The sequence below is a fragment of the Exiguobacterium sp. s36 genome, assembly GCF_018618345.1.
GTDB classification, from domain to species: Bacteria; Bacillota; Bacilli; order Exiguobacteriales; family Exiguobacteriaceae; genus Exiguobacterium; species Exiguobacterium chiriqhucha.
The window spans coordinates 75,165-94,061 of the sequence record NZ_JACSLW010000007.1; the positions used below are offsets into that span (position 1 = coordinate 75,165).

Annotated in this window: 13 protein-coding genes; 1 reads left to right on the plus strand and 12 read right to left on the minus strand. The window is 38.6% G+C overall.

Features of this window, described 5'->3' with window-relative positions:
• Nucleotide 1: 1 nt before the first annotated feature.
• The 12 genes from KNP95_RS13380 to groES all read right to left on the minus strand — a co-directional run bounded on the left by KNP95_RS13380 (nt 2) and on the right by groES (nt 17,978).
• Nucleotides 2-313, minus strand: coding sequence for a hypothetical protein (locus KNP95_RS13380; RefSeq protein WP_214786065.1), 312 nt, complete (start codon nt 311-313; stop codon nt 2-4).
• Between the two features lie 128 nt (nt 314-441).
• A complete protein-coding gene (brxL, locus tag KNP95_RS13385; protein ID WP_214837737.1) occupies nt 442-2,487 on the minus strand; it encodes a protease Lon-related BREX system protein BrxL in 2,046 nt (681 codons plus the stop codon).
• 18 nt (nt 2,488-2,505) lie between these two features.
• Nucleotides 2,506-5,064: a BREX-1 system phosphatase PglZ type A gene (gene pglZ / locus KNP95_RS13390; RefSeq protein ID WP_214837740.1), complete on the minus strand. Its 2,559-nt coding sequence runs from the start codon at nt 5,062-5,064 to the stop codon at nt 2,506-2,508.
• A 164-nt stretch (nt 5,065-5,228) separates the two neighbouring features.
• On the minus strand, nt 5,229-8,720 hold the full coding sequence (pglX, locus tag KNP95_RS13395) for a BREX-1 system adenine-specific DNA-methyltransferase PglX (protein WP_214837743.1): 3,492 nt from the start codon (nt 8,718-8,720) through the stop codon (nt 5,229-5,231).
• Nucleotides 8,721-8,731: 11 nt separating this feature from the next.
• Nucleotides 8,732-12,298 (minus strand): BREX system P-loop protein BrxC, encoded by a 3,567-nt coding sequence (gene brxC / locus KNP95_RS13400; RefSeq protein ID WP_214837746.1) that lies wholly within the window; start codon nt 12,296-12,298, stop codon nt 8,732-8,734.
• A 22-nt stretch (nt 12,299-12,320) separates the two neighbouring features.
• The gene (locus KNP95_RS13405; RefSeq protein WP_214837749.1) at nt 12,321-12,899 is read right to left on the minus strand and encodes a DUF1788 domain-containing protein; all 579 of its coding nucleotides are present in this window, start codon (nt 12,897-12,899) and stop codon (nt 12,321-12,323) included.
• Entirely contained in the window at nt 12,896-13,498 is a 603-nt protein-coding gene (locus tag KNP95_RS13410; RefSeq protein WP_214837752.1) for a DUF1819 family protein, read from the minus strand. Before KNP95_RS13410 ends, KNP95_RS13405 begins: the two co-directional genes overlap by 4 nt.
• A 24-nt stretch (nt 13,499-13,522) precedes the next feature.
• The gene (locus tag KNP95_RS13415; protein ID WP_214837755.1) at nt 13,523-13,765 is read right to left on the minus strand and encodes a TIGR04540 family protein; all 243 of its coding nucleotides are present in this window, start codon (nt 13,763-13,765) and stop codon (nt 13,523-13,525) included.
• A 209-nt stretch (nt 13,766-13,974) separates the two neighbouring features.
• Nucleotides 13,975-14,316 (minus strand): hypothetical protein, encoded by a 342-nt coding sequence (locus tag KNP95_RS13420; protein ID WP_214837758.1) that lies wholly within the window; start codon nt 14,314-14,316, stop codon nt 13,975-13,977.
• Between the two features lie 189 nt (nt 14,317-14,505).
• Nucleotides 14,506-15,792, minus strand: coding sequence for a competence protein CoiA family protein (locus KNP95_RS13425; RefSeq protein WP_214837760.1), 1,287 nt, complete (start codon nt 15,790-15,792; stop codon nt 14,506-14,508).
• Nucleotides 15,793-16,010: 218 nt separating this feature from the next.
• On the minus strand, nt 16,011-17,651 hold the full coding sequence (groL, locus tag KNP95_RS13430; protein ID WP_058765593.1) for a chaperonin GroEL: 1,641 nt from the start codon (nt 17,649-17,651) through the stop codon (nt 16,011-16,013).
• 42 nt (nt 17,652-17,693) lie between these two features.
• Nucleotides 17,694-17,978, minus strand: a complete 285-nt coding sequence (groES, locus tag KNP95_RS13435) for a co-chaperone GroES (protein WP_021065365.1) — start codon at nt 17,976-17,978, stop codon at nt 17,694-17,696.
• Nucleotides 17,979-18,191: 213 nt separating this feature from the next.
• Here groES and KNP95_RS13440 point away from each other — a divergent pair, with 213 nt between their 5' ends.
• Nucleotides 18,192-18,887: a CPBP family intramembrane glutamic endopeptidase gene (locus tag KNP95_RS13440; protein WP_251138565.1), complete on the plus strand. Its 696-nt coding sequence runs from the start codon at nt 18,192-18,194 to the stop codon at nt 18,885-18,887.
• The last annotated feature ends 10 nt before the right edge of the window (nt 18,888-18,897 follow it).

Here is an 18,897-nt window from a genome sequence, read left to right on the forward strand (position 1 = left end):
ATCACACAAATATGCCAACTAGCGATATAGTGATTGCAATAATTACTCCGATGAAAGAAAGTAAATCAAATTTCTTCTCATTGTTGTCTTCATTACCATTATTCTGATTTACGTCTATTTTTTTATTCAACTCTTCAATTTTTTCTTCAAGAAGAACAACCGCTTTAAAATTTTGATCGAGTTGCTTTGTCAAATCTGTAATCATTTCATGATTTTTAATTACTCTTGGAATTAATGCCTGATTAATTTGATCTTGTTCTTCCCAAAATTTCAATTTTTCGGCCAAGTCTTTTTCCTCTTTCGTTATCTCCATAATCAATACCTCCAATATTAATTAAATAATTGAACATTTTGTTATTATTGAAATTATACACCCTTTAAATTACAAATAAATCTTTTGTATACAAAAAAGCTACGACATTTCGTCATAGCTTGGGAAAATTAATGTACCCCTAACGCCTTAAACACTGCATCGGTCGGATCAGAGTAAAACACTGGTTGCACTTTAACTAACAAATCAGGCGGGACGGTTTGTAAGTCCATCACAGACGCTGCTGGAATTAACACTTTTTTCGCACCCGCATCTACACAAACCTGCAGTACGTTTGCGAATTCCGATACTTTTGCGATAGTGCCTCCGACTGTCATATTGCCAATGATCACGGTCGATTCTTGCACTGGTTTCTCGAGTGCCCCAGAGCAGAGCCCAATCAACTCAGCAATCGCCAGCTCACTTGTCAGACCGATTCCCTGTAGGTCGCTAATATGCATCAAATAATCTCTCGTTTTCGTGCTAATGGTATTACTAATCGTCTTACTGTTTGATGTAAAGTAACGAAACGCTGTATCTAGGCTTTCACGCGCTCCGCGATGTGCCCCGACACCAGACTTATCAAACTTACCTGTGCCGCTTACGACTTGGTTCTCTAATTTATAGATGCCAATCATACCAGAATCACTTTGTCCGACGACATAAACGTGACCTGGTTTTCCCATCCCTTCTGGAATAAGCTTGCCGCCTCCTTGTTCAGGTACGGATACGTACTCTTCCGCCATTGTCTCTTTGTCGAGATAGGAGAACATGACATCGTAAAACTCCATGCCTCCAATTTTCTTCAACTGCTCTTTAACACGGCGACGCCCCTCAAGCGCATATTTCAGAACTTCTTCGACATCAGCTCTCGTATATTCGCCATGGGGATAAATCAACTTCATTAATCCCGAAACTGTTTTACGAACCGCAATCGTGTCACGCTGATTTAAGTTATTACCGAGGCGATAGTACAAGTCAATACTATCTGCAAACGAACGCTTTCGCATTTCTCGGAAAAACTCAGCAATATAATCCACGATGAATCCGTATTTATTCGTGAAGAAATCTGGTCGCATTTTAGGAATTTCCCATCCAGGTAAGTAATAATGCATCCGATCGAAGAAAGCCGTATCATTCGCCATTTCCTCGGGGAACGGCGCGAATAAGTGAGACGTCTTCAACAAGACGTCGACACTCTGATTGATATTCCCGACGAATACCATCGACGCACTAGCATTTTTCTCTTCTTTCCCTCGAGCGAACGAGCCAGATGCCATATAGTCTTTCATAATTTGAATGCCATCTTTGTCTTTAAATCGAATCCCCGCAACTTCATCAAACGCGACACAGTCCCACATTCCGACGAGCCCAATTTTCCGACTCGACATATTGTAAAATAGGTTGGCGACTGTTGACTGCCCACCTGATACCAAAATCGAGTTTGGTGAGATTTCCTTATATACATGAGACTTCCCAGTGCCACGAGGTCCAAGCTCACATAAGTTATAGTTGTTCTCCACGAGTGGGACGAGACGAAGCAACAAATGCCACTTCACTCGTTCCTCAAGTTGCGTTGGCTCCATACCAGTCGAACGGATCAAGACATCAATCCATTCAGTTTTTGTGAACTTCTCTCTCCCTTCAAACACTTCATTAATATCCATATTCGGCATTTGAATCGGCTGCAAGTTGCTCACACTGAACGGACTCTTATTGCGTGCTTCTTCATCGTAAAAATAGTCAATTTTAATCATGCACCAAATCCCACCGACTAGCAGCTTATCGAACTCTTTTACAAAGGATGACGGGACAGGTACACCCTTTAATCCTAAATTGGAGAACTCGGCTTCATACACATCAAGTTTTGGATTCAACGCGACGGTTACTTTATCGATGATTGAATATTGACCAATCTCTCGAATCCGTGACTTCACTTTCTCTGCCTCATCTGGTCTCACAAAATTGTCCGAAAGAATTTTCTTTACTCGTTCAATACCATCCCGAATACTTGCTTCATCGTCCGTCGCACAGTACATCCCAAGTAAATACTCTAGTACATAAACAGGAACGTTGGCTCCTTCTTTGATCAATTTCGTTAAATCTTTCCGAACAACTCGACCGGCAAACGCCTCATTTAATTTCTGATCAAGATTCACTGACATCGTTTCTTCCATCTCCTCCCTCCTCGCACATTAAAAATCAAAGTCACTGACAATTCCTAAATTAATTGTAAACGGAACTCGTTCTGTCACTACCCCTGTTTCTGTATCTTTAATGATCAAGTTATACGATTGATTCCGATCGTACGTTTTGCCTTTCAAAACAAATTGAAGTTTAAATGTTCGTTCCATTGGATCACTTGATACACGGTCCCCAATGACTGTTTCTTCGTTCGAAAGCACGTTACCTTCCTGATCGGCCATATAAATGACAACAGTACGTGACTTTGTTTTCTCTTCAACTTTTTCCGTTTGGAAGAAATTCAACGTAAAGATACTGTTCGTGATTTTATTAGCTGTACTCGTCAGTTTAATATCAACTTTCGTGATTTGTTTCGTATCTTTTTGACCGCTCCGTTTGTTTTTGTATGACAACAAAGGCACCATGACTTCTTGAAGACTTACCCCACCATGGTTGAAATTCACTCCAGATCCTTGCATTCGGTTTCGAAGTGACCCGTTTGGTACGTATGCGATGAGACTGTTTTCATTTTTAATAACCGAATTCAAATCAATTGTGATTTGACCTGCGACTTCTGTTTTCACAGTAGACAACGCATAACGATGTTTTGTTTCAATCATGTCAACTTGTATTTTCTCGATCTTGTCACTTTGTTCTAAAGGTTGGCGCTGGTACAAGAATCCATGGTCGGCAGTAATTAAAATATTCGTCCCTGACAAATCATCACGAATCATCTTGATCAAAGCAGACAATTCATTTAACGCTTTTTCCACTGCTTCAAATGTGTACATCTCAGTTGATGCTTTATCTCCCATCGCATCAATACTGTCGTGATAAATATAAATCAACTTTTTACCTTTAAATGTCTCACGACGACTTGCCTTATTCATATTCATCATCTTTTGATAATGAATTGCCATACTATCGGTTACTGTCGACTCAAGAATGGCTCTTCGGTTTTCTAATCCTGAAGCATTTTGCCCGTTCACGTAAACCTGACCTTTTGGATTCATATCCAGTGTGTGGTGTGGGAGTAAAGATGCCATGCCTAGTTTGGTGACAGACGGGACAACTCCTAACATGGATTGTATTTCACATGTCCCTAACGTCTCACTATTCAATCTCTCTGCAAGTTCAACCCCAATCTCATATCGAAACGCGTCAGAAATAATCACGAAGACGCGATCTCCTTTTCGAATAGAAGGGGCAACCATTGATGAATAAAATTGTTGTTGATTCATCACACCCGGTAACGACCATTGTTCAGTCAACTCTGCTCTCACAGCTTGAGACCAGTGGACATTCAAATCTCCCATGAACCAATGTGTGTAGAGATGCTCTACCATTTCTTTTAATTTCATGAGGATTTCATCATTACTCTTCGCGTCAAATACTACATAGAATTTGCGATAGTAGGTATCCATTTGATAGTAGATTGTTTGATATTCTTTAAACAAATCAATTGCTGGTTTAATCGAAAGTGCCTGTTGATGCGTCTTATAAAATTCTTTCATCTTGACTGCATAGAAGAGCCCTTCATACACATTTTTAAATTGAAGATAATAATGTTTAGCTCGTCTTAACTGAATCAATTTAATATAAGCATCATAATCCTCGCGTTTTTCCAAAAGACCGTTCGCGATATAAAGAATGATAGCTTGGTCGATAGACGGGAACGTATCAGCCTTTTTAAATTCATCGATTGGCATGTGTTGTAATAATTGAGTTAATTGAATTTCATCTTCCACCGTTTTGATATACCGTTCGAACACTACATTATCAGTTCGATGATGCATCCAATGGTCGATGAATACTAAACAATTCGTGCGATTGCGTTTTGCTATAAATGCATCGATGTTTGTTAAATACTGCTCATTAATTGAATGACTAAATGCAGTCACTGCTAAATGGATAAATAACGTTTTAAGCGACGGCGTCTCACGTTCGTATCCATACTGTTTAGAGACGTATTCCCAGAAAATATCCGTATTAAAAAATTTGTCGAGTTGCAGCAAATATTTATTTTCATTATCTTCTAATGTATCGAGTAGAACGGCTTTTAACACTTCTTCAACATTAGGGATTTTAACGTTACATAGAACACTCATAACTGCCAACTCAATCAATTCTTCATCGTAAGTCTCAATCCCAAGTGCTTGAAACTTACGATAGCGTTCTTTGTTGAGGAAGAAGCGTTCATGTTTTTTGACAACACCTCGGAAAGATGAGTCGATTTTGAGCTCACTTAAAATAAGCGAGACACGATCAGCGTAAAATGCTTTCGCATAATACATCGTATCTGCTAACCAATTGTTCTCTGTCCCAAGTTCAAGTGAGGTATAAATTAAATACGAAGTATTTGGTTGTTCTTTCTCGAGCAAATATTTCGAATAAAACTGATTATTTTCTGTTAATACATGCACTTGCACATCATCGATATGAAGTTGGTTAATGTCTTCTAGAAACTCTTGGTCTTTATCAATCCAAAATATTATTTTTCGCGTCTCTCCATCTTTTAATGGTTCTTGAAATAATTCATTTAAGGTAGAGACGATTTGAGTTAAATTCATATTACTCACCTTGTACTTTCATAATTAATTTATCGATTAAAAGCTATAAATTTATTAGCCTCTTTGTATGTTCCTTCGTTTACCTATTGTCTTGTATTCTTCAAGTCTAAACGAATATAAAGTGCCTGTGTAAAATACACAGACACTTTTTCTTTACTTTCACATTAAATTTTCGCCACTAATCCTTTAAATTGCTCATAGTTTACTTTTACCCCGTCATCCAAATCAATTTCAAGTTGTTGGTCTGCTAGGTGATGTAGTAATTCATCATAATCCTTCAACTCATCAATTTTCTTATCGAGAGATTTTAGCATTTTCTTCGCATTGCTAACTTCTTTGGTTGGGTGATTTCCTTCAATTATTGCAAGGAAATCTTTTTTCTCTGTATCCATGCGATTTTGTACATCATGAAGATAATCAGTACGAATTCTCGAAAGAGTGGTTTTATCATAACGATGTATATATACGAGACAGTTGAATGCTTTCTCTTTTCCAGATGTGAATAGCCAATAAATCGGAATTCTTTTATAAGTTTGTACATGATCTTTATAAAATTCATGTAGGAAGTAGCGTCTTAGCGTCTCTCTTGACGTATCATTCACTTTACGTCCAAGTGCTTCTGCAATAAAATTCAAATTTTCTTCTAAAGTTTTTTCACTGAACGTGATTCGAACAAATTCAACAAATTTTGCAACAATATCATCCTCAAAGTATGCGTCTGGTAAAATCGGCAAAATATTATCTTCGTCGGGAGGAAAGATAATATAACGAGAAAAATCAAATTCTCCACCCGCATAAATTATTCCTTCTTCATCGAGTGAATAACGCCCAAATACTATACCTATAAAATAAGAAATTAATTCAAAGGCAAACTCTTTTTTCTTTTCATTCTTTATTATGTTATTAGAAACACTTGTCTCTTCAATATTAATTTTATAAGTATCTAACAAAATTCTATTAATTTCTTTTTCAATTTCAAGTAATTCTATATTTCTTTTTTGAGTTTGATTATATACTCGTTCAAAGTACTCTTCAATCTTTTCTCTTGTATAATCCTTTTCAAAGAAACTTTTAAATCCCCATGATGTTTCTTTACCACCCCATTCCTCCTTAGATAAGTTAATCGCAGCATCAGCTAAATCAATCACTTTGTCATAATTGTCAGAAATAAGTATTGGTATTCTTTCCAAATCATAAATTTGTTTATTTAAAGTAGGGTTTAGTATTTTTAAAAATTCGGAAACAACAGCTGAATTTAATACGGCTAATAAATATTTTACATCTATTTCTTTATTTTTTACAAAAATACCTTGCACAGCATCATCGAAAAATTCATTTCCTAACATTAAGCGACAACTCGAGCCAGACGAAGTGATTTTTGAAAAAATAATACCCTTTTGGAGCATGTATTCAAGATTCTGAGGCCTTGATTTTAATTTCCCATTGCTATCTTTATAGTTTTTAATTTCGAAGCCATTATCAGACCAATTTATTACCTTTTCTAAATTTCCATACCACCTCCTAAATCCTCCTCCTTTATGACATGGGTACCATTTGTTAAGTTCTTTCTCCAAACTTATTTTATAATAAGGAACTTCAAACCAATACTTTATAAATAAATTTGTATTACCTGTTGCTAAACCTTTTTTTATATCAGAGACTTCATTGAGTAGTTTTGCCTTCTCATAAACCGCATAATGCTTATCATTAGCCCAAAATGCAATCGGATTACCTTTAATCTTTTTAAATTCTAACTGATTGATAGAGAAATAAAATCGAGAACAATAGTTATTAATTATTTCTAGCATTTTATTTCTTTTTTCTAATGAGCTCTTTTCGTCTGTAAGTTTTAAATAAACTCCATTAATATTCAAATTACGTTGATTTCTTAACACAAATGTACAAGATTGGACTACTTCTCCAGAAATCTCTTCAAACGCTCTCGGACCTAAATGTAAAAGAGAATCAATTTGTTTAGTTTTGATTGTTTTTTTTCTTAATTCTTCAAAACTAGATATAAACATCCAAGAATGTTGATTGATTGCAGCATAAAAACTATCTTCTTTTAAGTAATAATCAACCTCCATAAACGCAGCAAATAAATCAGCTTTTGAATCAGGATATTTTTTTTTGAGAAAATCAGAAAGATTCTTGTTCATACTTCCCAATCCCATGTAGGGTGGATTCATTACGACAACATCATATTGTTGTCTCATAATCTTAGTTTGATGAATTAGTAGTGGAAGTACTTCTAGAACTTGCTTTCTATGATGTTCTTCAAATAAATTAGTGACTGGAGTCTCTTTTAATTCACTAAGTCTTTTTTCAAAGAATAATGTATTTGTCTCTGATAAACGAATTAACGATCCAAAGGTTTTTCCATTCTGGTATTGTTCTATGAATAATTTCACTGAATCATAATTAGAGCCACTCTCGTCACCAGCTAAATAAACACACAATTCCTCGGTCCAGCCATTTGTTTCTTGGACAGAAGCTAAATTAAGTACCAATCCCTCTCGTTCAATACTTCGGAGAAATCTGCGATTGTATTGTAAAGCTTTCATTACAACAGAAAAACTTGCCAACTGATTTGCACGGTCATCGATATCGAGTCCATATAAATTATTTTCAATAATTAAACGAGGAATCTCTCTTTCCATATATCCACATTTTGTATAAATTTCGTAAAGCACGTCAAACATATAAACAAGAATATGTCCGCTTCCCATCGCAGGATCGAAACATTTAATACTTTCGACGTTCAATTCTTTATTGACATAGGGAGCAATTTTTTCTTGAAAATCATCCTCTTCGTGACGAATAAAATATTTCCAATCGTTAATCAAATCTTCATGCTCTGGGTGTGCTTCCGTCCAATAACGTCCAAGGGAATTCTGAACCATATATTGAACAATCCAATCCGGCGTGAACAGTTGCGTCGCATATGGAATTTCTTCTGCTTTATATTTCGCTTTTGCTTTAAACACGCGATCTTTCTCTTCAGCGATATAATACTGATAGAGCCAACCGATTATTTCAATATTTGTCCAATCATCTTCAGGGATTAACTCTACGTTTATTAAACGACTAATTAACGCATCGCTTCCTAGTAGTCCTTCGGGGAATAAAATTTCCTTATAGTCCTCAATCGACTCAAACATGAACGGCATATATCGATTTAAATCATTACAATGTACTTTAATTAAGTATTTGAAAAGTCCATCAGTGTCATTGTTCATTTTTAATTCATAGATGCGTTCTTTATCCATCTCTAGATCAAGTGAGAGTGCTTCTATCATCATATCCGGTTCTACACTCTCTTCATTCGAAGAAGATAGGACACGAACTTTTGTCGGAAGGTACTCATTCACTTCCATAAAACGCAACGCAACGAATCGGTTAAACCACGTATACGCAGTCTCATCCACCACACGTTCGAAGCCAATTTCATCAATCCGTGCAATCAATTTGTTTCGCTGTTTTCTTTCAATATGAGAAAGATGGATACCGTCAATAAAAACGGCATCCGAACTTTCTACGTTCGCAGTTTGAATCAAATCTTTTGTGATTCCAATTTTGCGTGCCTGCAATTCGACACGCTCCAACAGTTCTCTTCGAGCCTCAGTTGCGAGTTTTTTTAACGCACCTTTATTCATCTCAGTCACCTTCACTCTGTAAATTCAATTTGTTTATTTGCTCTAATGATCTCTTTTAATTTTCGTGACAACGTATTTACATAAGTCTCTACATCTTGTTCAGATGATAACGTTTTAATGGATACTAACTCTTGAACTCTCACTTTTTCTACCTTAGTAAACGGCTGAACAGGGGGATCGAAAGTTTGTCCCTTACCCTTAATAAGTCGTTTTTCTCGCTCTTGCGATTCTAAAATCTCCCGTTTCATTTGTTGAAGTTTCTGTTCTTTAAACGTATGACTTCTTGCACTTGCTGCATCAACTTTAAAGATATCCGTGTACTGTTCTACTTCTTTGATTTGTTGAAGATAATGCGATTCAATCTGATGTCCCGTTTCTGGCAAAACTCCGTATTGTGCAGAATGCAACTTTAATTCTTCTAAGTCAGCTACTAGTATTTCTATGACTATTTCTTTTTTCTCTTTCAGAATGGCTTCCAATTCTTGACGAAGTACGTTCACCAATCCAGGAATCTCTTTAATCTGTTTATAAGGGCTTGAGTTATTGATAATCAATTCTAATTGACGCATCGCATGGTCTACTTCTTCAGTCATGAGGTATGCCTTATTTTCTTTGAATTTCATCAGCCCGTTTAATCCTTTATCAAAGATCTCTCGTTGACTCGACCCAAAGAAACTCTTCACGTAAGTCATATCTTCTTCCCAGTCAGCTAATGGTTCTTCTAATTCTTTTAGTTTTTGTAGGAACGATGCGTTATCAAGCTGTTTTGTAAATTGATTAAAATATTCCAATCCCTTTTGTAGCAAAGGAAAACCTGGATACTTATTCACATTATAGTTTGCCTTCAATACTGCAATCTCTTCACTCTGTTCCTCGATGATTCCTCGAATATCTTTTACCAAGCCATCTTCATCATCAGCTATGTCTGGTTTTTGGAATACTTCTTTACAGATTCTTCGCGCTGCACGTAATAGTGCCTCGTCTACTTTAACTCGTTTGAGCACAAGTGATTTATCAGCTTCTTTTACATTCGTGAATACTGTCATCAACTGATTAACGTCTCTCTCTGGCTCTAAATATTCAGAGTTATAGCGAATACGGATTCGTTGTTCTTTTAACGCTTGCACCAGTATAGATGCAATGTCTAATTGCTTCCATCCATTTGGCTTACCCATAAAGCGATCATAAATCAGTTTGATCCGAATCTGTTTATCTAAATTATTTTGCATATCAATATATTGAGTGACTTCACGTTGTGCCAAATCATTTGGATGTACTTGAATCGTATCTCCAAGCGAAATTTGTTGAGTCGTGTCAGTCAGTAAAAAATGCAGCTCTTTTTCATTCTCTACATGCTGTTTTACGTATCCCAATTTTGTATAAACACTATCGACTAGTTGTTTCAGTGCGACATTCATTTTTTCTTTAACCGAAGATCCTTTAACCTCAATTTTGTCTCCGTTAACATAATAAGTCCCTGACTTAATCGCATCTTCGAGCATCGTTTTCACTCGCTGACGGCGCTCACGAGCCTCAGCTTGCTTATTATTCAAGATATTTTGAATGTTCTCTGGTAATTGTGTAATATTTTTTTTCTTACGATATTCCTCTATTCGCAAGACCTCTTCCATTTCTTCTACATATGACTCATTGCCGCCAAGTTTCAAAATCAATTGATCAGCACTTGAAGATAACATCATCAGTACTTGCTCTGCACTCATATAGTAATCTGACAACGGAGACAAAATATTGACACCAATCGTATCCGTTTGATTTCCATGCGGTCTTTCATCCATCATTTGATTAAAAGGAAACGAGTATTCTTTCGAATATGCAAACCGCTTATCGTCATATAATTCACTAAAAACATATTGCGCCAATTCTCTTTTAATGAGCGTCTCATCTATCTGAAGTTGTTTGATATCGCGGTTAATATCTTGTTCATCGTCAGTAAGGAAAATGTAGTCATCACCGTTTTTACCAATCAACGTTTGTGATCTCAGTCTAAGAAGTGAAGCTTTAATCTTCTCTTTTAATTCAAGTTTGTCTTCATCAATACGTGTCACCATTAACGTAGAAATATTGTCTAAGTTTGCTGGGAGCTCTTTCACGTATTTGACCATGAATAGAACTTTCAACAAATCGACGTTAAATTCGTCATCCATTAATGCTGGATTTTGACGTGCTCCTTCAATCACACGTGAAATAGACGGATTTAAAAACTCATTAATCGTGTCGTAAAAAGCATAAAACGGAATTAGCGATCCATCCTCGCTGTCTTTGTAACGAAGAGCTGCTTCTTTGAACGCAGACAACATCGATCGTTCTCCTTCTGATAAGTGTTTCCCAGAAGAACCATGACGACGGACTTGTTCGAATACATTTTGAAGTAGTTTAAATTGATAAGGAACGAACGGATAAACTTCTGCAAACTCTACGTCATCTCGATAACCACGTAAGTCGGCCGTACTTTCCCGGAAGCTAATCAAGTTTTTTAAGATGGCACTCTTGTTTGGGTAATCAGCACGTAGTTGATCAATCACATAGGGCTGCTTTTCTAGAATCCGTTTTTTGATGACTTCATCGACTGAAATTGAAGATAAAGAAAGACGCGTATCAGTACGTCCTTGAATTCTAGAAAAATCGTCTCCTTTCACTTTTATAATAGAATCGATGCTTTCTTGAGATGTAACGATGATCCACACTTTTCCTTCTGTATATGTTCCGATATCTTCTACTACAGTTTGCAAATTTAACATCAGGCCTCTGCTATCTCCGATATACTGTCCAATCTCATCTACTAAAAATACAAGATGAAAGTTAGATTCTTTACTATCCACGTACTGCTTTACTTCTTTTGCAAATTTCTCAATATTGATTTCAACTTGATCTAAATATTTTTCAAACCAACTCCGTGCCGTATCCTCTGACATATCTGCCGACTTAATTAACGCTTCGATGATATAATCCCCATCAAAGTAAACGCTATTACGACGCTCTGTCCATAGTTCGCCAGCTACGCGTTCAAACTCTTCTTTAAACTTTTCATAGACGCCCTGTTTATCAAGATATTTTTCCATCTCCGCTACACCTGGTGTGTCTGCATAGCCGCGATGTTCGTTAAACACATTTACAAATACTCGCAGTATAGCATCTTTATTCGATTTATTATCCAATCCACTTTTTGAATCAATATTAAAAAGTACTGTTTCAGTCTTTACATTTGCAGTGCGTTTCATATTGGCATAAACAAGTGGATCATTGATTTTCCGTTCAAAAAAATCAACCGGTAACTTTCCTTGGACAGGTTTATTCTCCAATAAATACGATAAAATTTTCAGAAAGTGTGATTTACCAGATCCAAAGAAACCACTAATCCATACACCCATCTTGTCCGTCTTTCCGTCTATTCCTTTTTGATAGTTAGTGTAGAACTTGGAAAAATGTTTATGTAATTCTTGCGTGACAACGTATTCGTCCAATTCTTGATAAACATCTGAATCATTCGTTTGTGCGACTTTAATGACTCCACGAATATCGCGTTCAATATCTTTTAAAAACATCTGCTTGAGTTGCATATATCATTACTCCTTTATTGATTTAGTCGACTAATCGAAAAGCTCGATAGTAGTTATCATCTTTAAATTTCCCAAACAGACGTAATGACTGGCCATCATACGTACCAGGGAAAAACATAATGACAGGCGTTTTATCTAAAACTTCTTGTAAGTTATTTAAAATAGTATGGGAGCGAACAAATGGATAGACTTTTCCAATACCCGTTAGAAAAATGACCGGATTGTTCATAGATTCAGTTTCTAATCGTTCTTTAACTTTGTTTAAGAAAATATCAGGCTTCGCAAATGTTATCATCGCTTTGAACAAGGCATCTGGACCTTGTTTTTCTTCCATCTCAAATATTCGGTCGAAGATTTTTTTCTCTTTCGTGATATCGATTAACATGTCATATAAATCAAACTCGAGTATTTGACGATCTGTCCCGTCGTAGTTAAATGTTTTTTTTATCACTCTTACGTAATCACGTACTTTTAATTCATATTCAGGCTCGTAATCAAAAACGTAAAAACTAATTTCATTTCCTAAGCCTCTTCCTTCAATGAATTTTGATTCCTTCATCTTCGGAATAATTTCTCCTAGTCTTGCATCAATTGATTTCATATACTTTCTCCTATTGCTCGTAAATATTCTTTGTCTCCGATTGCGATGAGGTGTGATTTCAGACTCGGCTCTACCCAAAGCGGATTCAATTCTGTACCTTGTCTTGTTTTTAACAATCCACTCTCAAATAATACTTGCATCATTGCTCGCTTTAATTTTTGAGCATTGATTACACTCCATCCTGCAACTACAGTACTACTTTCCGCCTTCGTAGCAAAAAATAAATTCAAGTCTCTCTTTTCAATTGAAGGATTGTTTGAGGAAAATTTATCTCCTACTACTTCACTCATAAATTCGTAAAAGAGACGATCTGTCTTCATAACCGAGTATAAATTGACGACCTTCGCATCTTCCAAAGAACCATGCAAAAGAAAATGACGTAGTGTCTCATCAAGCACTTTTAATCTGCGCATGATGGTAGGTAGTGTGCGATTAATACGTCCTTTATTTTCAAACTGAAAATAGTTGTCATTCATGACTTTTAAACGTATTTCGTTCTCACTTAAACCTTGTTCTTGTAGTTCGGCTGCTTTTTTTAATTCAAAAAGTAAAAATGATGCTCCATTTAAGCTAGATGAATACTCAAGTGAATGATTCATATATCCTTTCCTTCCCAAAACCATTTAATCAATGTGATCAGTTAGAATTCTTTTGACGATAGCTAATCTTCGCTTTCCACTCTGTTGTATTAAAACCGTTGTGAATTGACGATTTTTAATCATTTTGTCTCCGTTGTGTTCATAGAGGTTATGAACACCTTGAAGCAAATAATCTTCATCAATGTCACAATTCCAATATGAATCAATCAGTCCATTCAGAGCTTTGGCGACATCTCGCTGGGTGCGATAAAATAGCCTAAGTTTCATAAGCTCACTCCAACATTATTTTTTTCTTACTCTATTCTTATTCTAACGATAGCTGGTTAAGGGTACAATCTTATTTGGAAAGATTTGTGTAAGGATTTTGAGATTACGGACTAATTTTATATAATTGAAGCTTATAAAGTGAGTAAGATTTTATACAGGGTCAAAAAAGTCTCTGCTAGACAAAAGCAGAGACTTTAAGAGTGATTTTTTTAATTACATAACTCGTTGTACGTCGATTCACTAATCTCATCGTACCCATACTCACAGAAGTATTCATATGCGTCTTCACGACTATCTCTATACTCTGTTAAGTTAAAAATTTCTTCTTCCAACTCTTCGTTTCTCTCTCGAAGATCCTCCAATTCTTCGACAATCGCTAAATATACTTGATATTGCTCTTCCTCATACTCCGATGCTGCCGCTCGTCCTTCCATCCCACGCTCTGATTCTTCAGCAACGTAATCCGCATTGGCTCCAAATTTATCAACTCCATCGCAACCACTTAACAAGAACACAGTTGCTATCATAATTATAGATATTCTTCGTCTCAAATTCTGTTTCTCCTTTTAGTACATCATTCCGCTGAGACAGTGACCCACGCTCGTTTCAGAGGCAAGGAAGCCTGCATGTCTTCGTCTAATTCATCATTTACTTGGAGCAATGCCTTAATCAGGTCATCCGAATCCCATGGACGTACTTTAAAGTATTGTTAAATTAAACGACCCGAGTGTTTTATGCTTTTATATATTTTTTACAGCATACGTTCTATCCCGTTGCCCACCCTTTTCGAAAAGTTCCACTACACCTTCTTCGGCTAATTGATCGAGACAAGCACAAACGTCTGTGTAAATTTTGTAACGGCCTGTATTGTAACGCTCATTTGAAGCTCCATTAAACACTAAATATCCTGTTACATCGTCAGAATTAATCAATCTTGCACTGCAGGTTTTGATATATTCTAAAATTTCAGTTCGAAAATAGCTTTTTGTTAGCAAATCCTTCGAGCTTTCTTGACGTTTTGATGAATCGTGACCCTTGTTTAATAATTCAGTTCTACGTGCGTCTTCGATTTCTTTTTGTTTCGCTATGTGTTCTTTTTCCTTCTGCTGCAATTCTTGTAAAAAGGAATCTCTTAGCTGTATTTCGATTTTCGGATCGCTTAGCTGTAAAGTTTGGGTAGTTAACAGCGCAGTAGAAAGGCTAATTTCGTACCCTTTATTTAAAATGAATGCTCGGAATGGACTTGTCTTTTCATCTTCAATAAAGCGTTGCACAGAGACTTGAATACTATCTTCTTTAGATTGAATATAGTAAAGGCTTCGAACCTTATAAGAACCTGGCGTATTTTGATGATGGTAATCAAATAGTTCAAATAAGGATTGATCAACTGTCATTTCATTCAACAATTTCTCCCACATTAAATCTTCAGGAGTCTCCATCGCAAGACTTAACTCAGCTTCCCAAAGATGGATCACATGACGATTTAAATCAAGTGACTGTTCTGTATTTTCAATGAACCAAATCGGTATAAGTCGTTTTTCTTTAAAGTATGTATTTCGCTTAATAATTTGATTTGTCAATTTTTCATCGCGGTTTTGTGTAACGTTTGTAAGCACCGTAATCGCTATTTCTTTATCTATATTTTTTACGATAATGTCAGGATAAAAACTCCACTTTTCTGCCCCTTTTGCCAAGTACCCATATTCAACTTCGAGTTCTTTCTTCAATTTCTGTTGCATTTTCAATTCATCGTAAATAAAGTTTTTTATAACCGAATGCTGCTTTGACTCCCTTTCAACCTGTTTATGATATCTTTCGCTTTCAATGGAGAGTTCACATGACTCGGAATGCCGATGAGAGAAGTGTTGTATTCGATTATTTCCAGACTTTAAAATCAGTGTTTCATTACAATATGGGCAGCTAAATGCTCCTTTATCCGAACTTTTTTTCAGTTCCCGAATTTCTTTCTTCCCATCTAATAAAACGGATAGAGTTATGTTTTTTCCTTCATATAACGCTTCTTGCAAAATCAATTCCCCCTTATCAACATAGAATTATAAAATACATTATATTACTTTTTCATTTTATTAATTCCATTATATAACATGAAGATTACTTAAAGCATACAATTGATAGTGAAGAAGAATTCTTAACTGACTTTTCTAATCGTTAATCATCACTAAAAACACCAAAAAAACCACCCATCAGCTTTCGCTGATGAATGGTTTTCGTTAGAGCGTATGAATCACATCATGCCGCCCATTCCACCCATGCCGCCCATGTCAGGCATGCCGCCGCCAGCGCCTGCTGGTTCTGGCTTGTCTGCGATGACCGCTTCCGTTGTGAGGAACATAGCTGAGACGGATGCTGCGTTTTGAAGCGCTGAGCGCGTCACTTTCGCCGGATCGACGATACCGTGTGCAATCATGTCGACATACTCGCCAGTTGCGGCGTTGTAGCCGATGCCGACTGATTCGTTCTTGAGCTTCTCGACGATGACCGAACCTTCTTCACCCGCGTTTTCCGCGATTTGACGGACCGGTGCTTCGAGGGCACGAAGGACGAGTTTCACACCTGTCGCTTCATCCGCTGTCACTTCTGCAAGCAACGCACGAACGGCTGGGATGACGTTGATGAACGCCGTACCACCACCGGCGACGATACCTTCTTCGACGGCTGCGCGTGTCGCGTTGAGCGCGTCTTCGATGCGGAGCTTACGTTCTTTGAGCTCTGTCTCTGTCGCTGCGCCGACTTTGACGACGGCTACGCCGCCTGCGAGTTTCGCGAGACGCTCTTGGAGTTTCTCACGATCGAAGTCAGATGATGTCTCTTCGATTTGGTTGCGAATCGTTTGAACGCGTGCTTTGATCGTTGCTTCGTCTCCAGCACCTTCGACGATCGTTGTCGTGTCTTTCGTGACGACGACTTTCGATGCACGTCCGAGCTGTTGAAGCGTTGCCGACTTGAGCTCGAGGCCAAGGTCTTCGGTTATGACTTGGCCGCCTGTGAGCGTCGCGAGGTCTTCGAGCATCGCTTTACGACGATCGCCGAACCCTGGTGCCTTGACCGCGACCGCGTTGAACGTACCACGGAGCTTGTTCAAGACGAGTGTCGCGAGCGCATCGCCTTCGATGTCTTCTGCGACAATCAAAATTGGTTTCCCTTGTTGCACGACTTGCTCGAGCACTGGGATGATTTCTTGGATGTTCGAGATTTTCTTATCTGTGATCAAGATGAACGGGTTGTCGAGCACCGCTTCCATCTTGTCTGAATCTGAGATCATGTATGGTGACAAGTAACCACGGTCGAACTGCATGCCTTCGACGACGTCGAGTTCTGTCGTGAAACCGCGTGACTCTTCGATTGTGATGACGCCGTCGTTACCGACGCGTTCCATCGCTTCAGCGATCAACTCGCCGACTTCTTCGTCCGCTGCCGAGATGGCCGCGACTTGGGCGATTGCTTCTTTCGACTCGATCGGTTTCGAGATGAGCTTGAGCTCTTCGAGTGAACGACGAACCGCTTTGTCGATTCCTTTACGGAGAATCATCGGGTTCGCGCCGGCTGTCACGTTTTTGAGACCTTCACGAATCATCGCTTGAGCGAGGACTGTCGCCGTTGTCGTACCGTCCCCTGCGACTTCGTTCGTCTTCGACGCGACTTCAGCAACGAGCTTCGCGCCCATGTTTTCGAAGTGGTCTTCGAGTTCGATTTCTTTCGCGATTGTCACGCCGTCATTCGTGATGAGCGGTGAGCCGAACTTCTTCTCGAGGACGACGTTGCGTCCTTTCGGTCCGATTGTGACTTTTACCGCGTCAGCGAGTGCGTCGACACCGCGAAGCATCGCGTGACGTGCGTCTTCTGAGAATTTGATTTCTTTTGCCATTGTTCATTTCCCCCTAAAAAAGTTTTTGAAAAATGGTGAGTCTTAGCCTACGATTGCGAGAATGTCGCTCTCTCGAACGATTAAGTATTCTTTGCCTTCATGCTTCACTTCGGTACCCGCGTACTTCGAGTAGATGACCAAATCATTTTCTTTGACGTCGAGCGCGATTCGCTCACCTTGGTCCGTGACGCGGCCTGTACCGACTGCAAGGACGCGTCCTTGTTGCGGCTTTTCTTTCGCCGTGTCAGGAAGCACGATGCCTCCGATCGTCTTTTCTTCTTTCTCCACGACTTCGATGATGACGCGATCGCCTAGTGGTTTTAACATAGAAAAAACCTCCTCCGAATATGAATGATGTATCGTTGAATCGTAAGTTTTAGCACTCGTCAAAAAGGAGTGCTAACATTGATTAGTGTAGTATGAGACGCCTGAAAATGCAAGCGGGAACATCGAAAAAATGCTCCCACTCGCGGTCAAGAGACCTTATTTGTTACAATGGTTAAAAGGAACGTTGACTCTTAGGAATAAGGACGTGTTCAATTGGCTACACTAAACTCAAACCAATCGATAAATACCCGTTTTTCGATGGCGCCTAACATTCGGCTCCGGCATATCATCCCGATTTTGCTGTATGCGTTTGTTCAATTCTTTCCGGTATTGATTAGCGGAGTGCGTCCGGAATGGATCACGCCGACGGCAACTGGACTTTGGTTCGCTATCGGGTTCAGTTTGACGATCGTCATCTCGATTTTCTTGCTGTGGCCCGACTTGAAGCTATATAAGCAGCAAGGCATCCAGTCGAACTTGAACGATACGGTCAAATGGATCGGGCTCGGGATCCTCATGCAGTACGGGCTCGTCATCGTCGCCAACTTGATTGAGACAGCGATCTCAGGTGACGTCATGGGGTCACAGAACACCGAGCAAATCGCGGATATCGTCCGGCTCGTCCCGGTCATGACGCTCTCGGTCGTCTTGCTCGGACCAATCATGGAAGAGATTCTGTTCCGTCATATCTTGTTCGGTAACTTGAGCGCCCGTTTCGGGTTCTGGATCGCGTTTGCGGTCAGCTCGCTCTTGTTCGCGCTCATCCACGGTGACAACAAGATTCTCGTTTACGTGGCGATGAGCTTCGCCTTCACGGTCGCTTACGCCAAGACGCGTCGCTTGATCGTACCGATCGCGATTCACGCGTTTAACAACGCGCTCGTCATGGTCGTATTATTCTTAATGTAGAAATGAGGTG

What these genes read in the sequence shown, in the direction of transcription:
- brxL (WP_214837737.1), bottom strand. Translation starts at nt 2,487, where the DNA reads ATGGAAGAAACGATGTCAGTGAATCTTGATCAGAAATTAAATGAGGCG.
- KNP95_RS13415 (WP_214837755.1), bottom strand. Translation starts at nt 13,765, where the DNA reads ATGAAACTTAGGCTATTTTATCGCACCCAGCGAGATGTCGCCAAAGCT.
- pglZ (WP_214837740.1), bottom strand. Translation starts at nt 5,064, where the DNA reads ATGAATTTAACTCAAATCGTCTCTACCTTAAATGAATTATTTCAAGAA.
- groL (WP_058765593.1), bottom strand. Translation starts at nt 17,651, where the DNA reads ATGGCAAAAGAAATCAAATTCTCAGAAGACGCACGTCACGCGATGCTT.
- KNP95_RS13380 (WP_214786065.1), bottom strand. Translation starts at nt 313, where the DNA reads ATGGAGATAACGAAAGAGGAAAAAGACTTGGCCGAAAAATTGAAATTT.
- groES (WP_021065365.1), bottom strand. Translation starts at nt 17,978, where the DNA reads ATGTTAAAACCACTAGGCGATCGCGTCATCATCGAAGTCGTGGAGAAA.
- KNP95_RS13410 (WP_214837752.1), bottom strand. Translation starts at nt 13,498, where the DNA reads ATGAATCATTCACTTGAGTATTCATCTAGCTTAAATGGAGCATCATTT.
- brxC (WP_214837746.1), bottom strand. Translation starts at nt 12,298, where the DNA reads ATGCAACTCAAGCAGATGTTTTTAAAAGATATTGAACGCGATATTCGT.
- pglX (WP_214837743.1), bottom strand. Translation starts at nt 8,720, where the DNA reads ATGAATAAAGGTGCGTTAAAAAAACTCGCAACTGAGGCTCGAAGAGAA.
- KNP95_RS13405 (WP_214837749.1), bottom strand. Translation starts at nt 12,899, where the DNA reads ATGAAATCAATTGATGCAAGACTAGGAGAAATTATTCCGAAGATGAAG.